Origin of the sequence: Reyranella sp., from assembly GCF_004297265.1 — a bacterium.
Taxonomy (GTDB): Bacteria; Pseudomonadota; Alphaproteobacteria; order Reyranellales; family Reyranellaceae; genus Reyranella.
The window spans coordinates 1-25,578 of sequence record NZ_SCUT01000059.1 but is presented as its reverse complement, the minus strand read 5'-3'; the positions used below and the strand labels follow the sequence as shown (position 1 = coordinate 25,578).

Below are 25,578 nucleotides of genomic sequence, written 5' to 3'. Positions count from 1 at the left end.
AGTCAGGATGCGGCCTTGATGAAGACCTCGCGCCGAAGCTCGTCCGCGAGCTTCAGGCCCAGAGCGACCATTACGCCGCCGGCGAGCAGATCGAGCGCGCGCGCGATGCGCTGGTACAGCTTCTGAGCGACTCCCGTCGAGAAGAACAGCGCCAGGGTGCCGTACCAGAGCGTGGACTGGACGCCGATGATCGCCACGATCGTGGGATAGACCCAGTCGGGCGCGTGGGGCGGCAGCGCCACGAGAAAGGCGCTGGTCCAGAACACCGCCGACTTCGGATTGCTCAGCGTCGTCATGAGTCCGGCCGTGAAGGGATTGCGCCCCGCCAGCTGCGGTGGTGCCGCCTGGCCGTTCCCCTTTGGCGCAAACCCGGCCCGCAACAGCCGGACGCCCACGTAGATCAGGTAGGCGGCACCGACGAAACGCAGCGCGCGATAGAGCCACCCCGCCTCGAGGAGAAGCGCTCCGACCCCTCCGATCGCCAGAACGACCCAAAGCAGCGAGGCGACGACCACGCCGGCAACGGCCTTGAGGCCATCACTCCGGGAGCGCGTTGCAGAGTACCATCCCACCACGACGGTGTTCGGGCCCGGCAACATGGCCATCAGAATGTGCATCGTCGCGAGACCAATGAGATTGGGTACCAGGTCCATCGCATACGTCCTTCAGAGGGCTTTGCCTGATACTAACCTCAAAATTCGACTCGTTGCGCCCTGTCCGAAGCTTGAAAGGTTCCCCTGACCGACGCACGCTCGTGATCGACAGGGACGGGTTCCGGGGACGACATGCTGACAGACCGTTACGGCCTCACTGTTTCGACGACCGACGCCGCGGCGCGCGATGCCTATGTCGAGGGTGTCGATCTCCTGCTGACGGTCTATCCCGGTGCCGCGGCCTCGTTCGAACGGGCCATCGCCGCCGATCCGGCCTTTGCACTGGCCTATATCGGCCGGGCCCGGGCGTCCCAGCTTGCCGGCAAGCTGGAGGCAATGCGTGCGGACCTCGCCATGGCCTCGTCCCTCGCCGAGGGAGTTTCGGCGCGCGAGCGGAGCCAGATCGACGTCTTCGCGCGCCTGTTCGCCGGCCAGCCGGTCGCCGCGCTGGCTGCCTTGCGTGCCCATGTTCAGACATGTCCGCGCGACGCGCTGGTCCTGAGCCTGGCCGCCAACCAGGGCGGCTTGATCGGGATGTCGGGCCTCTCCGGTCGCGAACAGGACCTCGCCGACTTTCTCGATCGCCTCGCCCCGCACTACGGCGAGGACTGGTGGTTCAATGCCCATCGCGGCATGGCGCTGTCGGAAATCGGCCGGCATGACGAGGCGCGGCCGATGATCGAGCGCTCGCTGGGCCAATACCGGCGGAACGCCTATGGCGCGCATGCCCTCGCCCATCTCTGTTACGAGACCGGCGAGCGCGATGAGGGCATCGCCTTCCTGCGCGACTGGCTGCCGCTCTACGATCGCGGCGGCGGACTGTTCGGCCACCTGAGCTGGCATCTCGGCCTGTTCGAGTTGCATGCCGGGAACCTGGACGGCGGGCTTCGCCTCTACACCGACGCCTTCTGCGCCGACGATCACCGTGGCGCGGTCCACCAGAAGCTTTCCGATTCGGCCGCCTTCCTGTGGCGCGCGGAACTGGCGGGCCATCCGCACGATTCCGCGCGCTGGGCGAGGCTCAAGGACTATGCGCGCGAGAAGCTCCCGCGCCCGGGCATGTCCCTCGCCGACTGGCATGTCGCCCTGACTTACGCCGCCACCGGTGACGACGACGCACTCGAAGATTGGATCAGGGCCATCGAGGAGCTGGCAGGCGCCGGGCGCTATCCGTCCGGCTCCGTGATCCCTGCCGTGGCCCGCGCCTTCGCGGCCTACCGGCGCGGGGACCATGCGACGACGATCGACCTGATCGAGCCGATTCTACCCGAGCGCGAACGCATCGGCGGCAGCCGGGCGCAGGGCGACCTGGTGGAAGCGACGTTGCTGCACGCCTACCTGGCCTCCGGACGCGAGGCGGAAGCCCGGCGCCTGATCGCGGACCGTCGTCCCGGCCCTGCAGGTCTTCCGGTTTCCGGGCCCGATTGATCGGAGAGTCGATCGTCCTGCCGTCGAGGCTCAGAACTCCAGCAGGTTGTCGCGGAAATGCCGGTGCGCATAGGCCTTGCGCGTCAGGCCGCGGCGCTGCAATTCGGGCACGAGGCCGTCGCAGATTTCCATGATGTAGCGGCGGTCGAAGTGAGCGTTGAACAGCAGGAAGCCGTCGCCGCCCACCTCCTGCATCATCTCCTGCATCAGGCCCGCGACGTGATCGGGCGTGCCCACCAGGTCGATGCCCTGCCGGCTGTTTAGCCCGGTCGCCAGCGAGCGCGGCGTCTTGCCGATCCACTTGGCGAGCGAGGACTGGTGCCCGTTGGTCCGCAGATGCTCCGGCAGCGGCTCGTCGGGATCGAATTGCGCGAAGTCGATGTTGGTGAGGCGCGACATGCCCGAGAGCTGCAGGTCGAGATGCTTGCCGAAATCCTCCTGCTCGAGCCGGCGGCGATCGCGGGCGGCCTCCATCGTCGTGTCGACGATCGGATAGGCGAGAAACAGCACCTTGATGTCGTCGGGGTTGCGGCCCCAGCCCGCGGCCTGGCGGCGGATATCCTCACGGAAGCTCTTCATGCCGTCGACGGAGACGGCGTTGGTGATGATTGTGTCGGCCCACCGGGACGCGAAGGCCTGCCCGCGCGTCGAGCCGCCGGCCTGGCAGATCGGCACCCGTCCCTGGGGCGAGCGCGGCGCGTTGATCGGCCCACGCACCTTGAAATATTTGCCCTCGTGGTTGATCGGCCGGACCTTCCTGCCGTCGGCGAACATCGGCGTCTCGCGATCGAGCACGACCGCGTCCGCGTCCCAGGCCTCCCACAGCCGGGTGACCACGTCGGCGAACTCGTCGGCGACGTCGTATCGCTCGTCGTGCGGCCGCTGGCCGACATGGCCGTAATTCTCGGCGGCGCCGTCATTGCTGCCGGTGACGCAGTTCCAGCCGATGCGACCCTCGGTGACGTGGTCCAGCGAGTTGACGAGGCGCGCCAGCAGGTAGGGCGGATACTCCGAGGTCGACAGCGTCGGCACCAGGCCGAGATGCTTCGTCGCCATCGCCAGCCACGGCACCAGCACGGCGGGATCCAGCTTGGGCGAGCTGGCGGCATATTTGAGATAGGTGTCGTGGCTGCCCATGTAGGTGTAGGGCACCATCGAGGAGTCCTCGATGATCATGTAGTCGAAGCAGCCTCGCTCCAGCCCGTTGGCCAGATCGACGAAGATGTCCGGCATCATCCAGCGATGCTTGTCGTACTCGGTGCCGGGCCACATCGAGCGCCACGCCTTCGGGCCATAGCCCTGGGACAGGAACCAGGCGAGATGGAAATGATCCTTGGCCATGCTCAGGCAACCGCTTTCTTCGGCAGGCTCGCGACGAATTCGGCCTGGCTCATCGCCAGGTCGGGGCGATGACCGCGGTCGCGATAGAACTTCTCGTAGATCTTGAATTCCTCCAGCACCCGGCGCAGCTCGGTCACCGCGTCGTCATGCAGGTCGACCCGTGCGTCGATGTCGAAGTGATCCGGCTCGGAGGCGACGAAGATCGCCGCCGACCGCTCGGGGAGATGGCCGTCGGTACCAATCTGTCCGCCGGCGTCGCGGCCGCCTTCGAGCGCGGCCAGCAGCCGGAATTCCAGTTCCGCCGCGGGATCCCTGAGATAACCAGCGACAATGCCGTCGATCACTTCCGGACCGGCGAGCACATTGCCGAAGGCCACGAAGCCGTCGCCCTCGTGATGACCCGCCCACGGACGGCAGCCGGGCCCGGTATGTGCGGCGGTCCTGCCTTCGCGATCGATGATGGCGATCTGGCGCCAATCGTGATCGGGATCGTCAGCCTTCAGCGCCGCCATCACGCCGGCCGGTGCCATGCCCTGCTCGAGCAGTTCGAGCGCGATCAGGTCGTTGTCGCGCTTCACGTAAGCCTGCGTCTTGCACACGCCCGCGCCGAAGCGGATGCCCTCGCAGCGGCCGCCGGCGGCGATCGAGAAGGTGGTGACGCCGAGGCCGAGGCGGCCGGTGTTGGGACAGCGCGCGATGATCGAGAAGGTCATGACTTACTCCGCCGCCGGCCTGAGGGTTGCCATGAAGGCTTCCTGCCCCGGCGCATTGCGCGGATTGCGCCCGCGCTCTGCATAGTAGGCCTCGTACTGCTTGTAGACCGTCCAGATCCTCCGCAGCTCGTCGACCGCCCTGTCGTGCAGGTCGACGCGCAGGTCGATGTCGGGATGGATATGGCGCGAGGAGACCTGGAGCGCCGCCGAGCGCTCGGTCCGGTGGGCCGTCGCATTCCCCTGCCCGCCCGCGTCACGGCCGTACTCAAGCGCCAGCAGCAGCCGGTGTTCGAGGTCCGCGTCGGGCTCGGCGACAAAGCCCTTGGCGATCGCCTCCACGACATGCTGCCCGCGCAGGCCGTTGCCGGTGGCGATGTAGTTCGGACCGGTCGCCTCGCCCGCCCAGCCGCGCACGTGGGCGCCGGTATAGGCCGCCACCGCGCCGGTACGATCGATCACGCCGATCTGGCGATAGCTGTGGTAGGCGTCGTTGGCCTTGAGCCGATCGAGCACCGCGGTGGCGCCGAGACCCTGCGACAGCAGGCGGAGCGCGAGCGCGTTGTTGTTCTCGTTGGCGTTGGCCTGCGTGACCGTGACGCCGGCATTCGATTTCGTCGAATGGGCGTAGCGGCCCACGGTGATCGAGAAGGTGGCGATGCCGATTCCGACCCGGCCGGTCTTCGCACAGCGTCCGAGGATGGTGTAGGTCATGCCTTCTCCTTCACGCGCTCCGCCTCAAGCTGCTTCGCGAAGACGTCCTGCGGAATCGCCTTCGACGGATCGGTGTCGCGACCGCGATAGAATTCCTCGTAGGCCTTGAACTCCTCCAGCACACACCGCAGCTCGTCGACCGCGGCCTCGTGCACATCGACACGGATATCGACGTCGGGAAAGTCGCGGCGATCGACGACCTTGATCGCGGCCGAGCGCTCGGTGCGGTGCGCGTCGGCCGGGCCCTGGCCACCGGCATCACGTCCGCCCTCGATTGCGCGCAGCAGGCGGTACTCCAGAGCATCGTCGGGTCGCTCGAGGAACCCCGCGACGATGCCGTCGAGCACCTGCGGACCGAGCAGGCCGTTTCCGAATGCCACGCAATCGGCTGCTTCCTTGTGCCCCGCCCAGCCGCGGCAGCCCGGCCCGGTGTGCGCGGCGATCCTGCCATCGCGATCCATGATCGCAATCTGGCGAAAGCCGTGCTCGGTATCGTTGCCCGCGAAGATCTCCCTCACCCGCGCCGGCCCGTAGCCCTGCGCCAGCAGCTTGATGCCGAGCGGATCGTTGGTCCGGTTGGGGAACGCCTGCGTCTTGCAGACGCCGATATTGGCCGCGACGCCTTCGCAGCGGCCACCGACCGCCAGCGAGTAGGTGGCGATGCCGAGGCCGAGACGGCCCGTGCGCCTGCACCGTCCGATGACCGAGTAAGTCATTGTGCGGCCTCCTGCTTCTGGCCGGCGTTCCGGGCAAGCGACTGGACGAAGGCATATTGCGGCATCGCATCCTTCGGATTCCGGGACCGCTCTGTGTAGTAGCCGCGATAGAGCTCGTATTCCTCGAAGGCGCGGCGCAGTTCCTCGACCGCCTTGTCATGCAGGTCGACCCGCAGGTCGAGTTCGGCGTGATCGTAGTCGCCGTAGACCATCACGGCCGCCGAACGCTCCGGGAGATGGCCGTCGTTGCCGACCTGTCCGCCAGCGTCGCGGCCCGCTTCGATCGCCGCCAGCAGCCGGCGCTCGAACGCAAGATCCGCGGTGCCTTCATAGGCCGCAGCCATGGCATCGATGACCGGCTTGCCCGCCAGCACATTGCCCATGGCGACATAGCCGTCGCCGGTGACATGCCCCGCCCAGCCGCGGTTCTTCGGCCCGCTATAGGCCGCGAGCCGGCCCAGGCGGTCGATCACGGCGATCTGGCGGAATTCGTGATGGGGATCGTTGGCCTTCAGCTCGGCCAGCACGTGCTCCGGCGTGTAACCCTGCGCCAGCAGCCTGAGCGCCAGCGGATTGTTTCCCTGGTTCACGAAGGCCTGCGTCATGGTCGCGCCAATACTGCCGCGCAGGCCGTTGCAGTAGAGGCCAACGGTAATTGAGTAGGTCGCGATGCCGATGCCCACCTGACCGCTCGTCGGACAGCGGGCGAGGAGTGTGAAGGTCATGAGCGTCTGTCTCCCGTGAATCTCTGGGCCGATGCCTTGTCCGTCGCACGCATGGAACGTGCCACAGCTTCCCGCTTCGACGACGCGTAGGCCCGTTCATGCAGGTTCTCGAACTCACCTTGCAGAAATCGGAGGAACTCTTCCGCCGCCAATGGCAGCTGGCGCGAAGAATGGGTGATCGCATCGATGGAGGCGTTGTTCACCAGCCGGTCGCGAAGCGGCACGGCAACCAGTTGACCCGCGTGCAGGCTGTCCCAGGCAGAGAGGCGCGAGAGGAAGGTAATGCCATGATTGACCTTGACGAATTCGATACGCAGCTGGATCGAATTGGTCTCCAGGGTCGGCGCTATGTGGATGCCGGCCGACTTGCAGGCAACATCGATTAGAATGCGGCTTCCGGTATTCTTCATCGGCAACGCAACGGGATAGGCCGCGCAGTCGGCCAGCGAGACTTTCGGTCGGCCGGCAAGGGGATGACGGACCGACATCGTCGCCACCAGGGGCTCACGCATCTTGAATGCGGTCTCCAGCTCGGCTTCGGCCGGCGGATAGAAGGCGAGGCCGATGTCGGTACGGCCCTCGCGAACGGCGGCCACCACCTGGTCGGAACCGTCGATCGTGACCTCGAAGCGGATGCCGGGATAACGCTCGCTGAAGCGGCTGACAGCGTGCGGCAGCAGGTGCGGCACCAACGCTTCGATCGAGCGGATGCTGACGGTACCGCGCCGCAGCCCTTTCAACGCGTCGATCTCCGAACGCACGCGCTCGATTTGGCGCAGGTTGGTCTGGGCATGGCGCAGGAATATCTCGCCCGCCGAGGTGAGCTTCACGCCACGCGCATGGCGCTGGAACAGCGGAACGCCGAAGTCTTCCTCAAGCTTCTGGATCTGGCGGCTGAGCGCGGACTGAGCAATGTTCAGTTCCTCCGCTGCCTCGCGGATCGATCCGAGCCGCGCAATCGCGGAGAAATAACGCAGGGGCTGATTGATCATTTTGTAGTCTCTCCTGCCCCAAGACTGATGCCTGTCTGGCATCGCTTCAACGCCGAAATGGCGCTTGTCCGATCACCTGCCGAAGCGCCCAATTCACCGCCGAACAACCTGTCGCTTGGGACGAAGGGAGATCGCGATGCTCGACATGGTAGGCGAAGCCGTCGACAGATTGATCACGATCGAGGCCAAGAACCACGGCATGCCGCACGGCATCCTGCTGCCGATGTACCTCGCGGCACGCAAGGTCGCGGGCGACAAGCCGGTCACGATGACGGCGGCCAAAGGCCTGCAGAAGGTACTCGGCAAGGGCGACGTCGTCTTCATCATGACCGGCGCGGGATACGAGCCCACCATGCCCAAGGGCGAGAGCGACGGGCCACCGGGTGCCGCGTCCCTCGCGCGCATCCTCTACCGCGGACTGGGCGCCGTTCCGGTCTTCGTGAACGAGGCCTGCCACGCCGATCCGATCGTCGCGTCCAGCGAAGCCGCCGGCCTGATGGTGAAGCCGTTCGAGCAGGCGCGCGACCGTCATCTCGGTGCCGCCATCGAGAACGCGCCGGAAGACCAGTCGAAGATCGACGCGTGGATCGCCGGGATCTACGCGAAGTACCAGCCCAAGGCGGTCGTCTCCGCCGAGCGCCTCGGTGCCGGGGCCGACGGTAACGTGCATACCGCGACCGGCCTGCCGCTCACCGGCCCGGAGTCCAAATTCCACGGCTGCATCGATATTGGCGGCGTCGTCACCGAAGCCAACAAGCGCAGGATCTTCTCGGTCGGCATCGGCGATCACGGAAACGAGCTGGGTTTCGGCACGATCTACGACACGGTCGTGGAGACCATGCCCAGGGGCAAGGCGCTCGCCACCGTCGTGAAGACCGACGTCGTGATCCCGGCGATGATGTCGAACTGGGGCTGCTACGGCATCGAGGCTTGCCTCGCCTATCTCCTGAAGAAACCGCAGCTCATCCATTCGCCGGATATGGAAAAGCGCATTGTGCAGGCCTGCCTCGACGCTGGCGGCCTCGAGGCGATGTATTGCACGACGGAATTCCTCGTCGACGGTCTCGACGGCGAGACGTCGATGGCCTGCATGCAGTTCCTGTCCAACATCGTGCGCAAGAACCTCGAGCCGCCCGATGCCGGCCTCACCCACTGACCGACAACTTCAGACAGACCTTGCAGGGGAAAATCATGGCTATCGACGAGATCGTCGGCGATTCGATCGACCGCGCCATCAACATCGAGATGCGCTTCCGTGCCGGCCTGCCGCGCGGCGTGACCTATCCGCTCTACGAGGCCGCCCGAAAGAAGCAGAAGAAGCCGCTGACCTGGCTGGCGGCGAAGCTTCTGAAAGAGAAGGTCAAGCCCGGCGATAACGTATTCGTCGTCACCGGCGCGGGTACGCCGCCCGGCCTGCCCGCGGGCGAAACCGACGGCCCGCCGGGTGCGGCGGCGATCGCGCGCGCGATCGAGTTCGGCCTGGGCGGCAAGCCGATCCTGATCAGCGAAGAGCGCAACATGCCGGCGGTGATCAAATCGACCGAAGCGGCCGGCCTCGCCGTCTACGACGAAGCGTTGTTCAAGCAGCGCCGCTCCTGCGCCATGGCGATCAACTTTCCGCTCGGCGATGCCGAGGGCAAGAACGCCGCCGCCGCGCTGATCGAGAAGTACAAGCCCGCCGCAATGGTTTTCATCGAGAAGGTCGGCCCCAACACGAAGGGCATCTACCACTCGATCATGGGCACGCCGCGCACGCCGGACAAGATCGCCAGCGCTTACCATCTGGCGGAGCACGCAAAGACGGCGGGCATTGCCACGATCGGCATCGGCGACGGCGGCAACGAGATCGGCTGCGGCCTCATCAAGGAGGCGGTGGCCGAGATCCAGCCCTTCGGCAAGGACTGCGGCTGTCCCTGCCATGGCGGGGTTGGCACGGTTACTGAATGTGACGTGCTGGTCTTCGCCGCGGTGTCGAACTGGGGCGCCTATGGCATCGCGGCAGCGCTCGCGGGTCATCTGGGAGATCGCGAGATCCTGCACGACGAGGCGACGGAACTTCGGATCGTACAGGCGAGCGTCGCCGGCGGTGCGATGGACGGGGCTTACTCCAGGCTCATTCCCTACGTCGACGGCACGTCCGACAAATTACAGGCCGCTTTGATCACGGTGCTGCACCAGATCATCGAAAACGGGCTGAAGGAATACGACAGAGGTTTCTGATCCAAAGGAGACGGCGATGAGCAAAGAGTTCCGGACGACAGGCGGTCGAGGCATCACGCGGCGCGGTTTCGGCGCTGGAGCGCTGGGTACGGGACTCCTGCTGGGCGCGCCGGCGATCGCCCAGGGAAAGCGCGACCTGCGTGTCGGCACGTGGGGCGGCGAGTTCGGAAATCTCAGCCCCGTGATCCGCTCTGACATCCAGGGAAGCCTGGTGATGTACAACGTGTTCGACGGGTTGGTGACGATCAACTTCAAGGACCGCTCCATCATGCCGAACATGGCGCTGGAGTGGACCAATCCCGATCCGCTGACCTGGCGCATCAAGGTCCGCGAGGGCGTGAAGTGGCAGAAGGGCTTCGGCGAATTCACCGCCGAGGACGTGGAATACACGTATAACTTCCACATCTCGTCGAAGAGCTTCCAGATGGGAACCTCACTGTTCCCGATCGCGTCGGTGAAGGCCGACGGCAAGTATGTCGTCGAGGTGAAGACCAAGATGCCGTTCGGCGCCTTCCCGGGCATCACCATGGGTTACGGCGGCACGATCATCTCGGCAAAGGCGCACAAGGAGATGGGCAACGACGCCTACAGCGCCACGCCCGTCGGCAACGGTCCGTTCCAGATCGAGAGCAAGAAGGGCACGGAGATCGTGCTCGCCCGGCATCCCGAGTACTGGCGCCCGGGCTTCCCCAAGCTCGACCGGGTCGTCTATCGCGCGATCCCCGATTCGACCACCCGCCTGCAGGCCCTGCAGAAGGGAGAGCTCGATTTCGTGACGCATCCCGACCCGAAGGACATGAAGGCCCTGCGCAAGGACAGCAGGTACACGGTGAAATCGACGCCGGGCTGGGCGTGGGACTACCAGCAGTTCAATCTCAAGAGCGGCAAGCCGGACGCGCCGTTCCACAACAAGCTGGTACGCCAGGCGATCTCCTACGCGATCGACCGCGAGGCGATCGTCAACGAGATCTACTACGGCGAGGCAATCGCGACCGACAACCAGATCCCCGCCGGCTACATGGGCCACCGCCAGCCGATGCTGAAGTATCCGAAGAACGGCGATCTCAAGAAGGCGAAGGAGCTGATGGCCCAGGCCGGGGTGAAGGGCTACGAGGTCGAGGTCATCACCTCGGACAAGGACTGGCTGCGCAAGGAACTCGAGCTCGTCGCCGCGATGGTCAGCCAGATCGGCATCACCTACAAGATCAAGAACATGGACATGGGCGGCTTCAACAGCCTGTGGCTCAACAAGAAATTCGACCAGCATCTCGAGGACATCACCCTGGTCGCGCCCGATCCCGACGCGACGTCGTGGTGGTTCCTGCACGGCCAGGGCAATGCATCGGGCTACAACGTGCCGGCGATGGACGCGATGCTCGACGGCGCGCGCAGCGAGCTCGACCCGGCCAAGCGCGAGGCCCTGTACCACAAGATCGTCGACAGGACGCTCGAGGAATGCCCGATCATCTATCACTGCAACACGAACAACATCCAGATCTACAACAGCAAGATCCAGGGCTTCGAGCCGGCGCCACAGGAATACACCGAAAAGCTCGACACCGTATTCTGGTCATGAGCGGCCTCATTCGCGCTGAAGGATAGATCGGCCAATGTGGTCCTATCTCGGGCGGCGCCTCATCCAGGTGCCGCTTGTTCTCCTCGTCGTGTCGCTGATGACCTTCGCCATCACGCGCGCGACGCCGGGCGATCCGGTGACGATCATGCTCGGCATGCAGACCTCGCCCGAGGCGGCGAAGGCGATGCGCGAGGAGTTCAACCTCGACCGCTCGCTGCCCGAGCAGTACGGGTTGTGGATCGCCAAGGTCCTGACCGGCGACCTCGGCCGCTCGATGCGACTCAACGATCGCGTGACGACCCTGATCGCGGAGCGCCTGCCGATCAGCCTGCAGCTCGCCAGCGCCGGCATGCTGTTCGCGCTGCTGGTCTCGATCCCGCTCGGCGTGATCGCGGCGCTGCGGCGCAACAGCTGGATCGACTATCTCTGTACCGGCTATACGGTGCTGGGCTTCGCCGTGCCGAATTTCGGCCTGGCGCTGATCCTGATCTACGTCTTCTCGATCAGGCTCGACTGGCTGCCAATCACCGGCATCGGCTCGTCGGAAGCCGAAGCCGGCGGGTTCTGGAAGCACTACAGCCCGTTCATCATTCCGGCCATCGCGCTGGGTTCGCTGCAGACCGCGATGCTGACCCGCCTGCTGCGCTCCAGCATGATCGACGTGCTGTCTCAGGACTATATGCGCACCGCGCGGGCCAAGGGCCTGCTGCCGGCCAACATCGTGATCATCCATGCGCTCAAGAACGCGATGATCCCCTTCGTCACCATGGCGGCGGTGCAGTTCGGCTACATGATCGGCGTCCAGGTCACGATCGAATACATCTTCGCGGTGCCGGGCATGGGTTCGGCGGTGCTGAACGCCGTGATCAACCGCGACTTTCCCGTGATCCAGGGCTTCACCCTCGTGATCGCCGTCTTCTTCCTGGTCATGAACATCCTCGCGGACATGATGTACGCGCTGCTCGACCCGCGCATCCGGTACTGAGCATGGCCGACGCGCCCGCCCTTCCCACACCTGCTCCGATCAAGTTCCGTGGCTCGCTGGCACTGGCCGCGCGGCAGTTCCCGCGCAACCGCGCCGCCACCATCGGCTTCGTCATCCTGCTGCTGATCTGCCTCGCGACGGCCTTCGCGCCGTGGGTCGCCCCCTACGACCCCATCCAGATCAAGCTCTCGATGAAGCTGAAGCCGCCGTCCTTCGAGCATCCGATGGGCACCGACCATTTCGGCCGCGACGTCTTCTCGCGGATGCTCTGGGGCGGCCGCACCTCGCTGGCCGTCGGGCTTCTGGTCGTCGGCTTCGCCTTCACCTTCGGCGTCCCGCTCGGCCTCGCTTCCGGCTACTTCGGCGGCAAGGTCGACAACATGCTGATGCGGCTGGTCGACGCCTTCCTCACCTTCCCGCCGCTGCTGCTCGCCGTGGCGCTGGTCGGGCTGCTCGGCCCCGACATCAAGAACGTCATGCTGGCGCTGGGCCTCGTGCAGGCGCCGATCCTGGCGCGCATGATACGCGGCAGCGCGCTCGCCGTGCGCGAGGATGTCTACGTCACGGCCGCGCGCGCCCTGGGCGCCAGCCCGCTGCGCATCGTGCTCTCCCATATGCTGCGCAACATGGTCTCGCCCATCGTGGTGCAGCTCACCGCCGTCTTCGCGGCCGCGGTCGTCTCCGAGGCATCGCTCAGCTTCCTGGGCTTCGGCACCCAGCCGCCCGAACCGAGCTGGGGCCGCGACATGAGCGAGGCGCGGCGCTTCCTGGGCGACGCGCCGTGGATGTTCCTGGCACCGACTTCGGTCATCGCCATCTGCGTCCTCAGCATCAACTTCATGGGCGACGGGCTGCGCGACGCGCTCGATCCCCGCGCCTGGCGGACGCGCCGCAGCGTGAAGGCCGACGCATGACCCTGCTGCGCGTCCGCAACCTCCGCACGCGCTTCGCCACCGACCGGGGCGACGTGCGCGCGGTCAATGGCGTGTCGTTCGACCTGGCCGAGGGCGAGATCCTGGGCCTGGTGGGCGAAAGCGGCAGCGGCAAGAGCGTGACGGCGATGTCGATCATGCGCCTGGTGCCGGAGCCGCCGGGCCACGTCGCCGCCGACAGCCTGGCCTTCGACGGCCGCGAGCTCCTGCAGCTCAGCGAAGCCCAGATGCGCGAGGAACGCGGTTCGAGCATGGCGATGGTGTTCCAGGACCCGATGCGCTCGCTCAACCCGGTGCTCACCATCGGCCGCCAGATCCTGGAGGTGCTGCGCCGCCATCAGAAGCTCGACGGACCGGCCGCGAAGCGCCGCGCCATCGAGCTGCTGGAGACGGTCGGCATTCCCTCGGCGGAGAAACGCCTCGGCGCCTATCCGCATCAGTTCTCCGGCGGCATGCGCCAGCGCGTGATGATCGCGATCGCGCTGTCGTGCAATCCGCGCCTGCTGATTGCCGACGAGGCCACGACTGCCCTCGACGTCACCATCCAGGCCCAGATCATCGACCTGGTGAAGCGCCTGACGCGCGAACGCGGGACGTCGGTGATCTGGATCAGCCACGATCTCGGCGTCGTCGCCGGCCTCTGCGACAGGGTCAACGTCATGTATGCGGGCAACGTCGTGGAATCGGGTCCGATCCGGGAGTTGTTCCATCGCCCCAGCCATGGCTACACGCTGGGCCTCATGGGCTCGACGCCGCGGGTCGACGGCGTGGGTGTACGTCGGCTCACGCCGATCGAGGGCGTACCACCCAACCTCATCGAGCCGATCAAGCTCTGTCCCTTCCTGCCGCGCTGCCGCGTCTCGGTCCCGGCCTGCCAGGCCACGCCGCCCGAGCGGCGCGACCTGGGCGGCGGACACTGGGCGGCCTGCCTCGCTGATCTTGCCCCCAGGAGCGTGGCGCGATGAGCACGCTCCTCGAGATCGAGGACCTCGAAGTCCAGTTCGGCCGGCCGGGCGCGCCGGGCACGGTGAAGGCGGTCGACGGCGTCACCTTCTCCGTCGAGAAGGGAAAGACGCTCGGCCTGGTGGGCGAGTCGGGTTGCGGCAAGTCGACGACCGGCTATGCCATCCTGCAGCTCGTGCGCGCCACCTCGGGCCGCGTCCTATTCGGCGGAACCGACCTTTGCCAGATCGGCAAGCGCGACCTGCGCCGGCTGCGGCGCAAGATGCAGATCATCTTCCAGGATGCGCACGCGTCGCTCAACCCGCGCATGCCGATCGGCGACCTGATCGGAGAGGCGCTCGACATCCACGGCCTGTATCGCGGCAAGGCCCGCGCCGGCCGCATCCGCGAATTGCTGGATATGGTCGGTCTCTCGGGCCATTTCTTCGAGCGCTACCCGCACGAGCTGAGCGGCGGCCAGGCGCAGCGGGTGGCCATCTGCCGCGCGCTTGCCGTCGAGCCCGAGCTGATCATCTGCGACGAGCCGGTGTCGGCACTCGACGTGTCGATCCAGGCGCAGATCGTGAACCTGCTGCAGGACCTGCAGGAGCGGCTCGGCCTCACCTACATCTTCATCAGCCACGATCTCTCGGTCGTGCGGCACATCAGCGACCGCGTGGCGGTGATGTATCTCGGCAAGATCGTCGAGATGGCGAGCAAGGAAGAGATCTACACCGCGCCCGCGCATCCCTACACCAAATCGCTGATGTCGGCGGTGCCGGTGCCCGATCCCGACATCGAGTCCCAGCGCCAGCGCATCATCCTCAAGGGCGACCTCCCCAATCCGGCCAATCCGCCGTCGGGCTGCCGCTTCCGCACCCGTTGCCCTGTTGCCGTCGCCGAGTGCGCGGCGATCGAGCCGCCGCAATATCCGCTGGGCGGCGGTCACTGGGCCAAATGCATCTGTCTAAAAGGAGTACCCGCGCATGCCTAAGCCGTTTCATCTCGCCTGGTTCCTGGGCCAGAGCTTCGCGTCCAAGAACTGGCGCTCGATGTGGGCCGGCAGCGCCTCCGACGTCAAGCGCTGGATGATGCCCGACCTCTTCATCGACCTCGCCAAGGGGATGGAGCGCGGCTGCTTCGACTACATGATCATCGAGGACTCCTCGAACGTCCCCTATACCTACAAGGGCAACCACGACACCTACCTGCAATATGCCCAAGGGTCTCCCAAGCTCGACCCCCCGGTCCTCGTGCCGTACCTGGCGCAGGCCACCACCCATCTCGGCATCGTGCCGACCCTCTCGATCTCGGAATACCCGCCCTACCTGGCGGCGCGTCTCATCAATTCGCTGGACCATGTCACCGAGGGTCGCATCGGCTGGAACTGCGTGACGGGCAGCAACGACGGCACCGCGCAGAACTACGGCCACGAAAAGCATCGTCCGCACGACGAGCGTTACGAGGTGGCCGACGAATTCGCCGACGTGGTCACCAAATTGTGGGAAGCCTGGGACGCGGACGCGGTCGTGCTCGATCGCGAGACACCGATGTTCGCCGACGGCAGGAAGGTCCGGCCGATCCATCACGAGGGCAAATACTTCAAGGTGCGTGGGCCCATCAACGCGCCGCGCTCGCCCCAGGGGCGCGTGCCGATCGTGCAGGCGGGCGGCTCGGCGGCGGGCAAGAAGTTCGCCTCGAAGTGGGCCGACACCATCATCACCGAAGGCGCCAACATCGAGAAGATGAAGGCCTACCGCCTGGAGGTACGGGCCAACGCCGCTGCCATGGGGCGCAATCCCGACGACATCAAGCTCCTGTTCCTGTGCTCTCCGATCGTCGACACGACGATGGAAGCGGCGCTCGAACGGCGCCAGCTGCAGCAGGAGGACTCGCTGAAATATGTCGACATGCAGCTGGCCGGCATGTCGCGGCTGACCGGCATCGACTTCTCCAAGTTCGATCTCGACGAGACCCTGCCGATGGACCTGAAGACCAACGGCCACCAATCCTCGCTGGCCCGCTGGCTTGGCAAGCCCCTGCGCGAGATCGTGCGCGGTTACGCCGCCAAGGGCAGCCTCGACTACACCGGTACGCCCGAGCACGTGGCGGGCGTGATGCGCGAGGTCATGGAGGAAGTGGGCGGCGACGGCTTCCTGATTTCCGACACGCCCATCGACCGTCGCGGCGTGATGGAGGTCTGTGACGGGCTGGTGCCGGAGCTGCAGCGCCAGGGCCTGACCCGCAAGGCCTATGCGCACAAGCATCTGCGCGACAACCTGCTGGAGTTCTAGCGTCCTTGCGCGGCGACATCGTCCCCGCAGACACGCGGCGTGGAGATTGAGCGGGCAGCAAAGGCACTGCGGGGGCCGGCAATCGCCTCGCTCACCGCTGGTCCGGTGTTCCCTTCGCCCTTACGGGAGATGGCCGGGGCAGCGAATACCGGCCCAGTGGGTCAGATCTTGATTCGGCCGGCCATGCATTGCGAATGAGGCCGGCAGAGGCTGGGCGATCGTCTTGAGCCAGACGACGACCTCCCTCATCATTTCATTCTCATCGCAATCGAGGGCCAGCTTTGGCCCATCGTAAAGTGTGAACCATTCCGGGCTGTTCACGCGGACCTTGAGCGTGTGATCGCCGATCCGGGCGGTGACAAGCTTGCCTTCTCGTTGAACCTGCGCTCCGAAGTCCTTGAGGTAGTCCGCCAGGCTTTCGATCAGTGCCACGACCGTAATGTCGACGTGACTCTCGAATCTGGTCTCCTCGGCAAGGACCGCCAACGCCATCACCTTGGCCGTTCTGCTGAAATCCACAGTGTCCTCCCGATCTCGCGGAAAAGCTGATCGGCCGATCCAATATCCGCCGTCCTCGCGTCGTCCAAGATGCGGGGATTCGAGCCGCGGGCCAATGGATAGCTTTGTCAAAGATCGAGCTGCACGCGGAAGGTTTCATGCGCCAGCGCATGCGATGAAACAAGCGAGCGGTGGGACATGCGAGCTATCTCTCGCCGACAGAAGAGCCAACCTGCGGCAGGAGAGAGCTGGTCCTCCGCGTTGAGCGCAAGAGCAGACCAATCGTCGGACAGTTCGCGATAGAGGCATTCGGCGATCCAATAGTTGTCGTACGGCACGACATCTTCCTGCGGGAAGCGACCGAGCCGCGGTTTGCCGGCTTCCATGTGCCTCATCCGTCCCCACGTACCGTGCAGGACACACGAGCCAGCCGCATAGCACTGCGGTCGCAATGCATGCCGCGCACGAGTCATACGGCAGCTCTCGCGGTCCGGGTCGTTGGAGTCGTAGCGCGGCACCCATCCCGGGGGCGCATTCCCGACATACCAGTCCGTCGCCGCTGCGCTTCTGCCCGCTTCCGCCATTCTGGCACCGGACGCCTCTGCGGCGCCGTCGCGTCAAAGTCGCCAGGCCGTGCAACAGCCCGTCGTCCCTTCGGACGAAGGGCGTTCGCCAGCGGGACCCGGGCAATCGTTCAGATGCGGCGCGCGAGCACTTTGACGATCAGCCGCAGAATGTGTCCGACTGCCATCCTGGCGGCGATATCGCCTACATATTTGCCGAATGGTCCAAGAGGGGCTGATGAGCCAGTGATCGCGCCCAGTGAGCGTGCCAGCGGACGGGACGCAGCCTTCTCGAGCACCGAGGACGATTGGGCCATCTCTAACCTCCGTATGCGCTTCCTCTCAGCTCTGCGCCGACGGCGCTCAGCCAAGCGTGGATCCTCCGTATCCGGCTGGTCTGTCATCGATTAATCCCGCGCCTGTTGTGTTTCAGCTTCACATATGGTGAATTCCCAACATAAGAAAAGTACCTGCCGTCAAACGGCAGCAGGGCGTCGTTGAAGGAGAAAACGCTCTGGTCGCATGAGGGTGGCTGTGAAAAATCGGCAGCTTCTTTCAGGAACAGGGATATGAGCACACGGGACGCTTGCCAGGGTCGTGGCCCACGGAAGGTGTTCCTTGGCAATATGGCCGCTTCGCTATTTCTGTCTGCATTCACGTGGACGGCCAGCGCCGCGTACGCCTGCGATCGGGCGGAAACGACAATCACCACCTCGCCATCTCCCCGCCAAACCGTCTCGTCAGTGCAAACGTCGCTCCGGGCCCTGGCGGCGCTGCCCCGTGGGCAAGTGGACACGCTTCTGATCGGCGACTCGCTCATTGTACAATGGCCCGTCCCGCCTCGGTCGGTCACCAAGTTTGGCGTTTCCGGAGATCGCGTCCAGAATGTCCTGTGGCGCCTCGATCAACCAGAAGCTGGAAAAGTACAGCCCAAGCGGGTCTTCCTCTTGATTGGCACGAACAACCTGGGCGCGGGCAACACTCCTTGTGCCATCGCAGCAGGGATCCTGGCGGCGAGTGAGCGTATGCACGTCCTCTGGCCCGATGCGGACCTGGCCGTGATTGGAATTCCCGTTCGCCGCGACAACCCATCGTTGGACACGGCGCGGCGTGAAACGAACGACATCGTTCGAGAACAACTGAAATACAGTCGCTACATTGACCCCGATGGAGTGCTGAATTGCACGGATCAATGCACCAGTTTCAAGGTGGACAAGCTCCACTTGTCTGCCAAGGGATATGAGGCTCTGGACTCTCTACTGATAAAATAATCATGCTACGCGGCGCATTGCGCACCGCTGCGGGGCCACAGCCAGATAGATGTGATCTGGCAAGCCTGCCTGGAGCGCCCTCATGCGCTCCGCGGCCTCGTACTGTTCGGGTCACATTCCTGCGGGATCATGCGGATCCATGGCGCCCCAGCGTAGCCTGAACGCGATCAGCCCGGTTGACGCTGTCGCGCTTCTTCGCGCGACGCCTTTCCGCTATTGCCATGAGGCCCCCCAATTAATCGATGACTGTTTCCGACTAGGGGGAAGTGTGACTAACGAATGCAATCAGTCGTAATCGACATTACCCAAGATCGCGGCCACCGATCTGCAGCAACTGCTACTGCTTTCGCCCTTCATTAGTTAGAATCCAGGAGCTTCTCATCGCAGATGACCTCAAACAGCCTGCGCATCTGCCGGATGCGACGTCGCTCTGCCCTGTTCGCGACTTTTTGCGCCGCAGGTCCACCGGTGTCGGAGGCCGAGGTTGTCCCGTCACTCGTCGCATGCGCAAAGAAAGTGCGCATCACGTGGGCGACTCCGTCCTCCACAACCTCGCGAGCATCTTCCGCATAGTAGGCGCCACGAGCGTGAGGGCCAGTGATGATCTCATAAGAGGGGAAATAGTGTACCTCTGGCAGCTGATTGGCGAGAGTCTGAGCCGCCACTCTCAAAACCGACTTGGAGTAAGTCGTAGCGGTCAGCACATGGGCGGCCTCCGCCGTGGCAACTAACGGAACAGGCGACACGGTCAGCATGATCTTGGAGTTGGGATTGACCCGACGCAAAAGCTCGGCGAACCCTTTCATGTCTGCACATACATCGGCGACATCGAGGTTTACGAACTTGTGCAGCTTAGGATCGAAAGTGCCGCCAGAGGCGCCGGGACATATTGGATATGCGGCGCCGTCTTCAACGTTCGTCCAACACTCCGTCAAGCCCAGTGTAAATACAAAGACGTCGAGTTCCTCGAACATTCGACGAACAGCCGCCAGATGCTGCTCACGACTGAGTTTGAACTCGGCCAACGTTGGGAAACCGCCCGGCTGGATGGTGGGTCGATATGGGTCGATGATCGAGCCATCTGCGGCCGTCCACATATCGTCCACCGGCTTAAACAGGCCGTACGCTCGTTGGATAAGCTGGAGCAATTGGCGCGACGTGTAGATATTGCCGTACCTGGCGCTGAATGTGCCGTAATTGAAACTGGTAGTGATCTCGGGACCGAATTTGATCGGCGGTTGCTCGGAGACAAAATAGTGGTATCCACTTGACCTCAAGCGCCGAGCGATATGCTGGGCGAAACAGCTGCCGGCCGTCGCTACTTTCGTGTCGCGTCCAATCTTGAGCTTCCACCCGACAACCGGATCCACCTCGCCCGGCGCAACTTCCGCTACCGACCTACGCCAAAAGGCCGTAGGCGGTTGCATGTGGTATGGAGTCTTCGCTTTGCGAACAACCGGATCGGATGAAGTGGGTGCAGCCTCAACGTTGGTCACTTAACGAGCCTCCCTGTAGCTTTCGAGCAGCAGCGGCGCTCGATTTTGAGGTGCCATGCGGGACTTTGGTCTCCCATGAAGTGCTAGCCCGAGCCGGCTGCGACTTCACCTTCAATATAAAATTCTGGACAACCTGTTTCCCATACGACCGGTTCCCATGAAATCCGTCGTCGAAGTAGGTCGGGGCCAAGTATCGACCATCAACCATTGTCTCGGAAGGAACCGGCACATATTTGATGCCCAACGACTCGCACTTGTGTCGGTAAATATCACTGCAGATACGCCACAGCTTGAAGCGCAAAGTCGGCGATGCGATTTGAAAGCCGCTCGGATGCGCCCTGGCCAGATAGGTATGCAGATGTTTCGACATGTAGTCGTTGTCCTCGTAGGGCGGAGGAATCTCCAGATGATACAAATTATGCTGGAACAGCGTGTGGTACTGGCTGATCTGATCAAGAGTTGATCTCAATATCCTCTCGTAGTGCTCATAGACAGCCTTGTAAGGAACGATCTGGGCGCCGGCTTCGAATGGAAGAGTTTCGTATCCAGGTAAGACGAAATCGTACGGAGGATTCGTCTGCGTCAAGCCGTGCTGCGCATAGTGCTCCCCGCGCAAACAAAGTACCACGTCAATGTCCTTCTGCTTGACGAATTCAGGTACTTGTTCCGGCTCCAGCTCGCGCTCCAGTTCGCCAATCTTTCGGACCTCGTCAACGATCTCTCTTTCCACAAGTTTTTGAATTTCCGGCAGTGTCAGAGCATCGCTCTCTCCGCGAACGCTCCTCTCCAATTGTTTCGGATTTAAGCAACTCCACTTGAGATTTTTCGACAAGTCCTGCACCCTCAGAGCACGGATGATACAGTGCATGTGGCTGTGGCCAAGAAGCATGAGAGTTGTGGTCATCGACAAAAATCCACAAATATCGAGCGGTCACCAATACATCGCCAAGTTCGCCTCTGCAATGTCAGCATAGCAGCCGAGGGAAGTGCCGCCAGAGGTCGCTCTTGCAAAGAGTGTACCGGCCCGGCCCCATTACCCTTCCACAGTTTGATATTCTTGTCGGCAGTCGAACGCGCCGTTGAAGGCGAGGTTGCCGTGCTTGTCGGACCGTGGCGCTGCTTGGCGATAATGACTTCGGCCGGCCCAGTCGGGCCATCCTCCGCGGTCAGCCCCCGAGGTGGCTTTGTCTTCTGCTGTCCTGGGTGCGCGCGGCTTGCGTGCGCTGGTGGTCGTGTCTTCCAAGGGCCCCCGCGCGATGTTGGCGGGGTCCTGTTTGGGGGAAGTGTGACGAACGAATGCAATGCATTCTGCTGCAAGGCGGAGCGGCCACCAAAATAATGGCGCCAACAAGGCACCATGAAGCTGACAAGCCGAATGAACCCCTTCGTGCGTTGTGCAATCATGAGCGCTGAGGCGACTGCTCAAGCGAGTGTTCTCTGGTCGGCACACTTATGCAGAAAGGCCAACAATATGCCCATCACCGCAACCTACACTCCGGCGCAATTCAAGTTGACCGTCCTCGGCACGACCGTCGGCGAGGGTATGACCGTCTCGCGCAACACCGGAGGAACGCTGCTCGTCAATGGGGGTGCCGTCCCCGTCACCGGAGGGCCGGCGACGATCGCCAACACCGACATCATCGAAGTCGCGGGCGACGCGGGCGACGACATCATTGCGCTCGACGAGACGAATGGCGCGCTGCCGGCGGCCGAGCTGTTCGGCGGCCTGGGCAACGACACGCTCACCGGCGGCTCGGGTGGCGACCAGCTGTCCGGCGAGGCCGGCAACGACACGCTGTTCGGCAGGGGCGGCAACGACGTGTTGCTTGGCGGTGACGGCAACGACACGATGGCCGGCGGCGACGGCGACGATCAGCTGTTCGGCGAGGCAGGCAACGACCGGATGATCTGGAATCCCGGTGACGATACCGAGCTGTTCGAGGGCGGTGCCGACAGCGATATCGCCGAAGTGAATGGCGGCAATGGCGCGGAGGTCTTCACCGCCAGCGCCAACGGCACGCGGGTGCGTTTCGATCGCGTCGATCCGGCACCCTTCAGCCTCGACATCGGCACCACCGAGAGCCTCGTCGTCAACATGAACGGCGGCGACGACTCATTCAGCGCCGCCGGGAATCTGGCGGCCCTTATCAGCATCACGGTCGACGGCGGCGCCGGCAACGACACCATCCTCGGCGGCAACGGCGCAGACATCCTGCTCGGCGGCGATGGCAACGACTTCATCGACGGCAACCAGGGCAACGACACCGCATTCCTCGGCGCCGGCGACGACGTGTTCCAATGGGATCCCGGCGACGGCTCCGACATCGTCGAGGGCCAGGCCGGCACCGACAGGCTGGTGTTCAACGCCAGCGCCGCCAACGAGCTCCTCGCCCTCTCGGCCAACGGCGCGCGCCTGCTGCTGACGCGCAATGTCGGCAATATCGTGATGGACGTGAACGACGTCGAGACGTTCACGCTCAACGCGCTGGGCGGCGTCGACACGATTACGGTCAACGACCTTTCCGGGACCGACGCGACCGGGATCGTGCTCGATCTTGCGGCGACGATCGGCGGGACGGCCGGCGACGCCCAGGCCGATACGATCATCGTCAACGGCTCCAATGTCGCCAACACGATCGACGTCACCGGCTCGGGCACCGGCCTTACCATCGCTGGCCTGGCGGCATCGGTCGCGGTGGCCAACTCCGAAGGTGCCAACGATCAGCTCGTGGTCAACGGGCTGGGCGGCGACGACAGCATCGCGGCGACGACGCTTTCGGCGGGCGTCATCAGACTGACGATCGACGGTGGTGCCGGCAACGATACGATCCTGGGCAGCCAGGGTGCCGACACGATCCTGGGCGGCGACGGCAACGATACGGTGTTCGGCGACAACGGCAACGACACGGCCTTTCTCGGCGCCGGCGACGACATGTTCGAATGGGCTCCCGGCGACGGCAACGATATCGTCGAGGGTCAGGCGGGCACCGACGAGCTGCGGTTCGGCGGCTCGAATGCAAGCGAGAACATCAACATCTCCGCCAATGGCGGTCGAGTCCTCTTCAACCGCGACGTGGCCGCGGTGACGATGGATCTCGACGACGTCGAGAAGATCCGATTCGATGCGCTCGGCGGCGCGGACAACATCGTGGTCGGCGACCTGGGCGGTACCGACGCCACCACCGTCGATCTCCGTCTTGAGGCTTCGGGCGGCGGCGGCGATGGCACGGCCGACACGGTCACCGTCAACAGCACCAATGCGGTCGATACAATCACGGTGTCGTCGTCCGCAGGGATCGTGTCCGTCTCCGGGATGCCCTGGACCGTCTCGATCTCCGGGGCGGAAGGCGCGAACGACGGGCTGACGCTCAACGGGCTGGGCGGTGACGATGCGATCAACGCGAGCACGCTCGCCGCCGGTCTGGTCTCGCTGACGGTCAATGGCGGCCTCGGCAACGATGCGATCGTGGGCTCGACCGGAGCCGACCTCGTCAGCGGCGGCGACGGCAACGACACCGCGCTGCTTGGCGGCGGCAACGACCTGTTCGTGTGGAACCCCGGCGACGACAACGACACGATCGAAGGCCAGGCGGGCAGCGACACGCTGCGCTTCAACGGCGCCAATGTCGCCGAGACCATCACCATCAGTCCGAATGGCGGGCGCGCCACGTTCTTCCGCGACGTCGCCAGCGTCACGATGGACCTCAACGATACCGAAGTAATCCAGTTCGCCGCGCTCGGCGGCGCCGACACCATCGTGGTCGACGACCTTTCCGGAACCGATGTGACGCAGCTCGCGATCGACCTCGCATCGACCGCCGGGGGCGCGGTGGGCGACGCACAGGTCGATACGCTGACGCTGTTCGCAAGCGGCGGCTCGAATATGATCGATCTGAGCGGCGCTTCAGGCGCGCTGCTGACCGTGAGCGGGCTGCCCGCGGGCGTGACGATCAGCCAGTTCGAGACGGGCGCCGGGGGGGATCGACTCACCATCTCCGGGCTCGGCGGCAACGACATCATCTCGGCCGCGGGGCTCGTACCGCATTTCGGCACGCTGACGATCGATGGCGGTGCCGGCAATGACGTGATCCGCTCGAACGGCGACGGCTCCTATCTCGGCGGCATCGGCGACGACATGATCTTTGCTGGACTGACCAATTCCGCCGAGGCGATCGACGGCGGCGCCGGCATCGACACGCTCGACACGACGAGCTGGGGCGGGCTCTACACGATCAACCTGTTGACCGGCGTTACCAACTATAGCGGCGAAGCCTTCACCAATTTCGAGAATCTGATCACCGGCGCAGGCAACGACAGCGTGACCGGCACCGACCTGGCAAACGTGATCTACACGAACGCCGGCGATGACAGTGTCAGTGCGGCCGGCGGCAACGACACGCTCGATGGCGGCGATGGCGCCGACGTCCTGTCGGGTGGCGCGGGCAGCGACGTGCTGGTGGGCGGAGCCGGCGCCGACACGCTGTCCGGCGGCGATGATGCGGACTATCTGCTGATCGACGGTACAGACGTTGGCGTCAGCGGCGGTGCGGGCTTCGATTCCGCCTTCGTGCAGACCGCTGCGGCGGTGACGCTGAACATGGGCGCGGCGTCGATCGAATGGGTGCAGGGAAATGCCGGCGCCGACACGTTCAACGCCGCGGGCCAGACCAGCGCCGTCTATATCTACGGCATGGGCGGCAACGACACGCTCACCGGCTCGGCCTTCGGCGATTATATCGACGGTGGCGACGGCACCGACACCCTGGAAGGCGGCAACGGTGCCGATCTCATGCTGGGCAATGGCGGCTCGGATATCCTGCGCGGCCAGGGCGGCGACGATTCCCTGATCGAACTGGGCGGCGACAGCGTGATCGACGGCGGGGCCGGCTTCGATTCTCTGTTCGTCTGGTCCGACACGGGTATGACGCTGAATCTTACGACCGCTTCGATCGAATGGGTGCAGGGCTCGGTGCTGGGCAATGACAATCTCAACGGCGCCGGCAACACGGTGAACACTTTCCTCTACGGTTGGGGCGGCAACGACACGCTGACGGGCGGTCTGGGCAACGACTATATCGCCGGCGGCACCGGCAACGACATCCTGACCGGAGGGGCCGGCAACGACACGATGATCGGTGAGACGGGCATCGACCGCTATGTCTACACCGCCACCATCTGGGGCTCCGACACGATCCACTCCTTCGATCCCAACGGCGAGAAGCTCGATTTCACCGCAGTCGCGGCGATCGACTCCTACTCCGATTTCACGACCTTCGAATGGGATCCCGGCAATCTCGGTTACAATTCGACGACGCTGTTCTACACCAGTGGCGGCACGACCAGCTCGATCACGCTGATCGGCGTGCAGGCGGCGAGCCTTTCGAACGCGGACTTCCTGTTCGCCTAGAGCAGATTCCCGTTAATTGAAGCCATAGCCTGCGTGGGCGAAGAAGTTTGCGCATTCGGCTGGTTTGAAGGTTTGGAGGGCGCCTGCTGCAGCGGTTTCGAGGGCCACGATGGTT

23 protein-coding genes are annotated in these 25,578 nt (G+C 64.4%); 11 read left to right on the top strand and 12 right to left on the bottom strand.

The features are described 5' to 3' along the window. Nucleotides 1–2: 2 nt before the first annotated feature. A complete protein-coding gene (locus tag EPO41_RS26525) occupies nt 3–653 on the bottom strand; it encodes a LysE family translocator (RefSeq protein ID WP_296331986.1) in 651 nt (216 codons plus the stop codon). 132 nt (nt 654–785) lie between these two features. Between EPO41_RS26525 and EPO41_RS26520 the strand changes: the two genes are divergently transcribed. Beyond that, nucleotides 786–2,081, top strand: a complete 1,296-nt coding sequence (locus tag EPO41_RS26520; protein WP_296331985.1) for a tetratricopeptide repeat protein — start codon at nt 786–788, stop codon at nt 2,079–2,081. A gap of 30 nt (nt 2,082–2,111) precedes the next feature. On the opposite strand, the gene EPO41_RS26515 is transcribed toward EPO41_RS26520, so the two are convergent. The 6 genes from EPO41_RS26515 to EPO41_RS26490 are packed head-to-tail and all read right to left on the bottom strand — an operon-like array spanning nt 2,112 to nt 7,279. Then, nucleotides 2,112–3,422, bottom strand: coding sequence for an NtaA/DmoA family FMN-dependent monooxygenase (locus tag EPO41_RS26515; RefSeq protein WP_296331983.1), 1,311 nt, complete (start codon nt 3,420–3,422; stop codon nt 2,112–2,114). 2 nt (nt 3,423–3,424) lie between these two features. Next, nucleotides 3,425–4,135 carry a DUF1028 domain-containing protein gene (locus EPO41_RS26510; protein WP_296331981.1) on the bottom strand — a complete coding sequence of 237 codons (711 nt, stop codon included), beginning with the start codon at nt 4,133–4,135 and terminating at the stop codon, nt 3,425–3,427. A gap of 3 nt (nt 4,136–4,138) precedes the next feature. After that, complete coding sequence (locus EPO41_RS26505) at nt 4,139–4,846, bottom strand: DUF1028 domain-containing protein (protein WP_296331979.1); 708 nt, start codon at nt 4,844–4,846, stop codon at nt 4,139–4,141. Continuing rightward, a complete protein-coding gene (locus EPO41_RS26500) occupies nt 4,843–5,562 on the bottom strand; it encodes a DUF1028 domain-containing protein (RefSeq protein WP_296331977.1) in 720 nt (239 codons plus the stop codon). The genes EPO41_RS26505 and EPO41_RS26500 overlap by 4 nt, the downstream gene beginning before the upstream one ends. Next, the gene (locus EPO41_RS26495; RefSeq protein ID WP_296331975.1) at nt 5,559–6,287 is read right to left on the bottom strand and encodes a DUF1028 domain-containing protein; all 729 of its coding nucleotides are present in this window, start codon (nt 6,285–6,287) and stop codon (nt 5,559–5,561) included. Before EPO41_RS26495 ends, EPO41_RS26500 begins: the two co-directional genes overlap by 4 nt. Next, the gene (locus tag EPO41_RS26490) at nt 6,284–7,279 is read right to left on the bottom strand and encodes a LysR substrate-binding domain-containing protein (RefSeq protein ID WP_296331973.1); all 996 of its coding nucleotides are present in this window, start codon (nt 7,277–7,279) and stop codon (nt 6,284–6,286) included. Before EPO41_RS26490 ends, EPO41_RS26495 begins: the two co-directional genes overlap by 4 nt. 136 nt (nt 7,280–7,415) lie before the next feature. On the opposite strand from EPO41_RS26490, the gene EPO41_RS26485 reads away from it, so the two are divergent. From EPO41_RS26485 to EPO41_RS26450, 8 genes are read left to right on the top strand one after another with little or no spacing between them, the layout of a single operon-like run. After that, nucleotides 7,416–8,435, top strand: a complete 1,020-nt coding sequence (locus EPO41_RS26485) for a glutamate cyclase domain-containing protein (RefSeq protein WP_296331971.1) — start codon at nt 7,416–7,418, stop codon at nt 8,433–8,435. 35 nt (nt 8,436–8,470) lie between these two features. Beyond that, on the top strand, nt 8,471–9,499 hold the full coding sequence (locus tag EPO41_RS26480) for a glutamate cyclase domain-containing protein (protein ID WP_296331969.1): 1,029 nt from the start codon (nt 8,471–8,473) through the stop codon (nt 9,497–9,499). Between the two features lie 16 nt (nt 9,500–9,515). Then, the gene (locus EPO41_RS26475; protein ID WP_296331967.1) at nt 9,516–11,075 is read left to right on the top strand and encodes an ABC transporter substrate-binding protein; all 1,560 of its coding nucleotides are present in this window, start codon (nt 9,516–9,518) and stop codon (nt 11,073–11,075) included. A 34-nt stretch (nt 11,076–11,109) separates the two neighbouring features. Beyond that, a complete protein-coding gene (locus EPO41_RS26470; protein ID WP_296331965.1) occupies nt 11,110–12,060 on the top strand; it encodes an ABC transporter permease in 951 nt (316 codons plus the stop codon). A 2-nt stretch (nt 12,061–12,062) separates the two neighbouring features. After that, nucleotides 12,063–12,974, top strand: a complete 912-nt coding sequence (locus EPO41_RS26465) for an ABC transporter permease (RefSeq protein ID WP_296331963.1) — start codon at nt 12,063–12,065, stop codon at nt 12,972–12,974. After that, nucleotides 12,971–13,957: an ABC transporter ATP-binding protein gene (locus EPO41_RS26460; RefSeq protein WP_296331961.1), complete on the top strand. Its 987-nt coding sequence runs from the start codon at nt 12,971–12,973 to the stop codon at nt 13,955–13,957. The genes EPO41_RS26465 and EPO41_RS26460 overlap by 4 nt, the downstream gene beginning before the upstream one ends. Further along, nucleotides 13,954–14,928, top strand: coding sequence for an oligopeptide/dipeptide ABC transporter ATP-binding protein (locus tag EPO41_RS26455; protein ID WP_296331959.1), 975 nt, complete (start codon nt 13,954–13,956; stop codon nt 14,926–14,928). The genes EPO41_RS26460 and EPO41_RS26455 overlap by 4 nt, the downstream gene beginning before the upstream one ends. After that, nucleotides 14,921–16,228: an NtaA/DmoA family FMN-dependent monooxygenase gene (locus tag EPO41_RS26450; protein WP_296331957.1), complete on the top strand. Its 1,308-nt coding sequence runs from the start codon at nt 14,921–14,923 to the stop codon at nt 16,226–16,228. Before EPO41_RS26455 ends, EPO41_RS26450 begins: the two co-directional genes overlap by 8 nt. A gap of 120 nt (nt 16,229–16,348) precedes the next feature. Here the strand turns inward: EPO41_RS26450 and EPO41_RS26445 are convergent, their stop codons facing one another. The 3 genes from EPO41_RS26445 to EPO41_RS26435 all read right to left on the bottom strand — a co-directional run bounded on the left by EPO41_RS26445 (nt 16,349) and on the right by EPO41_RS26435 (nt 17,606). Then, nucleotides 16,349–16,747 (bottom strand): hypothetical protein, encoded by a 399-nt coding sequence (locus tag EPO41_RS26445; protein WP_296331955.1) that lies wholly within the window; start codon nt 16,745–16,747, stop codon nt 16,349–16,351. A 107-nt stretch (nt 16,748–16,854) separates the two neighbouring features. Then, the gene (locus EPO41_RS26440; RefSeq protein WP_296331953.1) at nt 16,855–17,112 is read right to left on the bottom strand and encodes a hypothetical protein; all 258 of its coding nucleotides are present in this window, start codon (nt 17,110–17,112) and stop codon (nt 16,855–16,857) included. A 308-nt stretch (nt 17,113–17,420) separates the two neighbouring features. Continuing rightward, a complete protein-coding gene (locus EPO41_RS26435; RefSeq protein ID WP_296331951.1) occupies nt 17,421–17,606 on the bottom strand; it encodes a hypothetical protein in 186 nt (61 codons plus the stop codon). Nucleotides 17,607–17,915: 309 nt separating this feature from the next. Between EPO41_RS26435 and EPO41_RS26430 the strand changes: the two genes are divergently transcribed. Further along, nucleotides 17,916–18,560 (top strand): GDSL-type esterase/lipase family protein, encoded by a 645-nt coding sequence (locus EPO41_RS26430; RefSeq protein ID WP_296331949.1) that lies wholly within the window; start codon nt 17,916–17,918, stop codon nt 18,558–18,560. Nucleotides 18,561–18,916: 356 nt separating this feature from the next. Here EPO41_RS26430 and EPO41_RS26425 read toward each other — a convergent pair whose 3' ends face one another. After that, a complete protein-coding gene (locus EPO41_RS26425; RefSeq protein ID WP_296331947.1) occupies nt 18,917–20,056 on the bottom strand; it encodes a GSCFA domain-containing protein in 1,140 nt (379 codons plus the stop codon). Then, nucleotides 20,043–20,960 (bottom strand): hypothetical protein, encoded by a 918-nt coding sequence (locus EPO41_RS26420; protein ID WP_296331945.1) that lies wholly within the window; start codon nt 20,958–20,960, stop codon nt 20,043–20,045. Before EPO41_RS26420 ends, EPO41_RS26425 begins: the two co-directional genes overlap by 14 nt. A gap of 567 nt (nt 20,961–21,527) precedes the next feature. Between EPO41_RS26420 and EPO41_RS26415 the strand changes: the two genes are divergently transcribed. Continuing rightward, the gene (locus tag EPO41_RS26415; protein WP_296331943.1) at nt 21,528–25,463 is read left to right on the top strand and encodes a calcium-binding protein; all 3,936 of its coding nucleotides are present in this window, start codon (nt 21,528–21,530) and stop codon (nt 25,461–25,463) included. Nucleotides 25,464–25,578: the final 115 nt, after the last annotated feature.

Bases quoted from the DNA above. Each gene is read 5' to 3' on its own strand.
- EPO41_RS26525 (WP_296331986.1), bottom strand. From the start codon at position 653: ATGGACCTGGTACCCAATCTCATTGGTCTCGCGACGATGCACATTCTG.
- EPO41_RS26520 (WP_296331985.1), top strand. From the start codon at position 786: ATGCTGACAGACCGTTACGGCCTCACTGTTTCGACGACCGACGCCGCG.
- EPO41_RS26515 (WP_296331983.1), bottom strand. From the start codon at position 3,422: ATGGCCAAGGATCATTTCCATCTCGCCTGGTTCCTGTCCCAGGGCTAT.
- EPO41_RS26510 (WP_296331981.1), bottom strand. From the start codon at position 4,135: ATGACCTTCTCGATCATCGCGCGCTGTCCCAACACCGGCCGCCTCGGC.
- EPO41_RS26505 (WP_296331979.1), bottom strand. From the start codon at position 4,846: ATGACCTACACCATCCTCGGACGCTGTGCGAAGACCGGCCGGGTCGGA.
- EPO41_RS26500 (WP_296331977.1), bottom strand. From the start codon at position 5,562: ATGACTTACTCGGTCATCGGACGGTGCAGGCGCACGGGCCGTCTCGGC.
- EPO41_RS26495 (WP_296331975.1), bottom strand. From the start codon at position 6,287: ATGACCTTCACACTCCTCGCCCGCTGTCCGACGAGCGGTCAGGTGGGC.
- EPO41_RS26490 (WP_296331973.1), bottom strand. From the start codon at position 7,279: ATGATCAATCAGCCCCTGCGTTATTTCTCCGCGATTGCGCGGCTCGGA.
- EPO41_RS26485 (WP_296331971.1), top strand. From the start codon at position 7,416: ATGCTCGACATGGTAGGCGAAGCCGTCGACAGATTGATCACGATCGAG.
- EPO41_RS26480 (WP_296331969.1), top strand. From the start codon at position 8,471: ATGGCTATCGACGAGATCGTCGGCGATTCGATCGACCGCGCCATCAAC.
- EPO41_RS26475 (WP_296331967.1), top strand. From the start codon at position 9,516: ATGAGCAAAGAGTTCCGGACGACAGGCGGTCGAGGCATCACGCGGCGC.
- EPO41_RS26470 (WP_296331965.1), top strand. From the start codon at position 11,110: ATGTGGTCCTATCTCGGGCGGCGCCTCATCCAGGTGCCGCTTGTTCTC.
- EPO41_RS26465 (WP_296331963.1), top strand. From the start codon at position 12,063: ATGGCCGACGCGCCCGCCCTTCCCACACCTGCTCCGATCAAGTTCCGT.
- EPO41_RS26460 (WP_296331961.1), top strand. From the start codon at position 12,971: ATGACCCTGCTGCGCGTCCGCAACCTCCGCACGCGCTTCGCCACCGAC.
- EPO41_RS26455 (WP_296331959.1), top strand. From the start codon at position 13,954: ATGAGCACGCTCCTCGAGATCGAGGACCTCGAAGTCCAGTTCGGCCGG.
- EPO41_RS26450 (WP_296331957.1), top strand. From the start codon at position 14,921: ATGCCTAAGCCGTTTCATCTCGCCTGGTTCCTGGGCCAGAGCTTCGCG.
- EPO41_RS26440 (WP_296331953.1), bottom strand. From the start codon at position 17,112: ATGGAAGCCGGCAAACCGCGGCTCGGTCGCTTCCCGCAGGAAGATGTC.
- EPO41_RS26435 (WP_296331951.1), bottom strand. From the start codon at position 17,606: ATGGCCCAATCGTCCTCGGTGCTCGAGAAGGCTGCGTCCCGTCCGCTG.
- EPO41_RS26430 (WP_296331949.1), top strand. From the start codon at position 17,916: ATGGCCGCTTCGCTATTTCTGTCTGCATTCACGTGGACGGCCAGCGCC.
- EPO41_RS26420 (WP_296331945.1), bottom strand. From the start codon at position 20,960: ATGACCACAACTCTCATGCTTCTTGGCCACAGCCACATGCACTGTATC.
- EPO41_RS26415 (WP_296331943.1), top strand. From the start codon at position 21,528: ATGCCCATCACCGCAACCTACACTCCGGCGCAATTCAAGTTGACCGTC.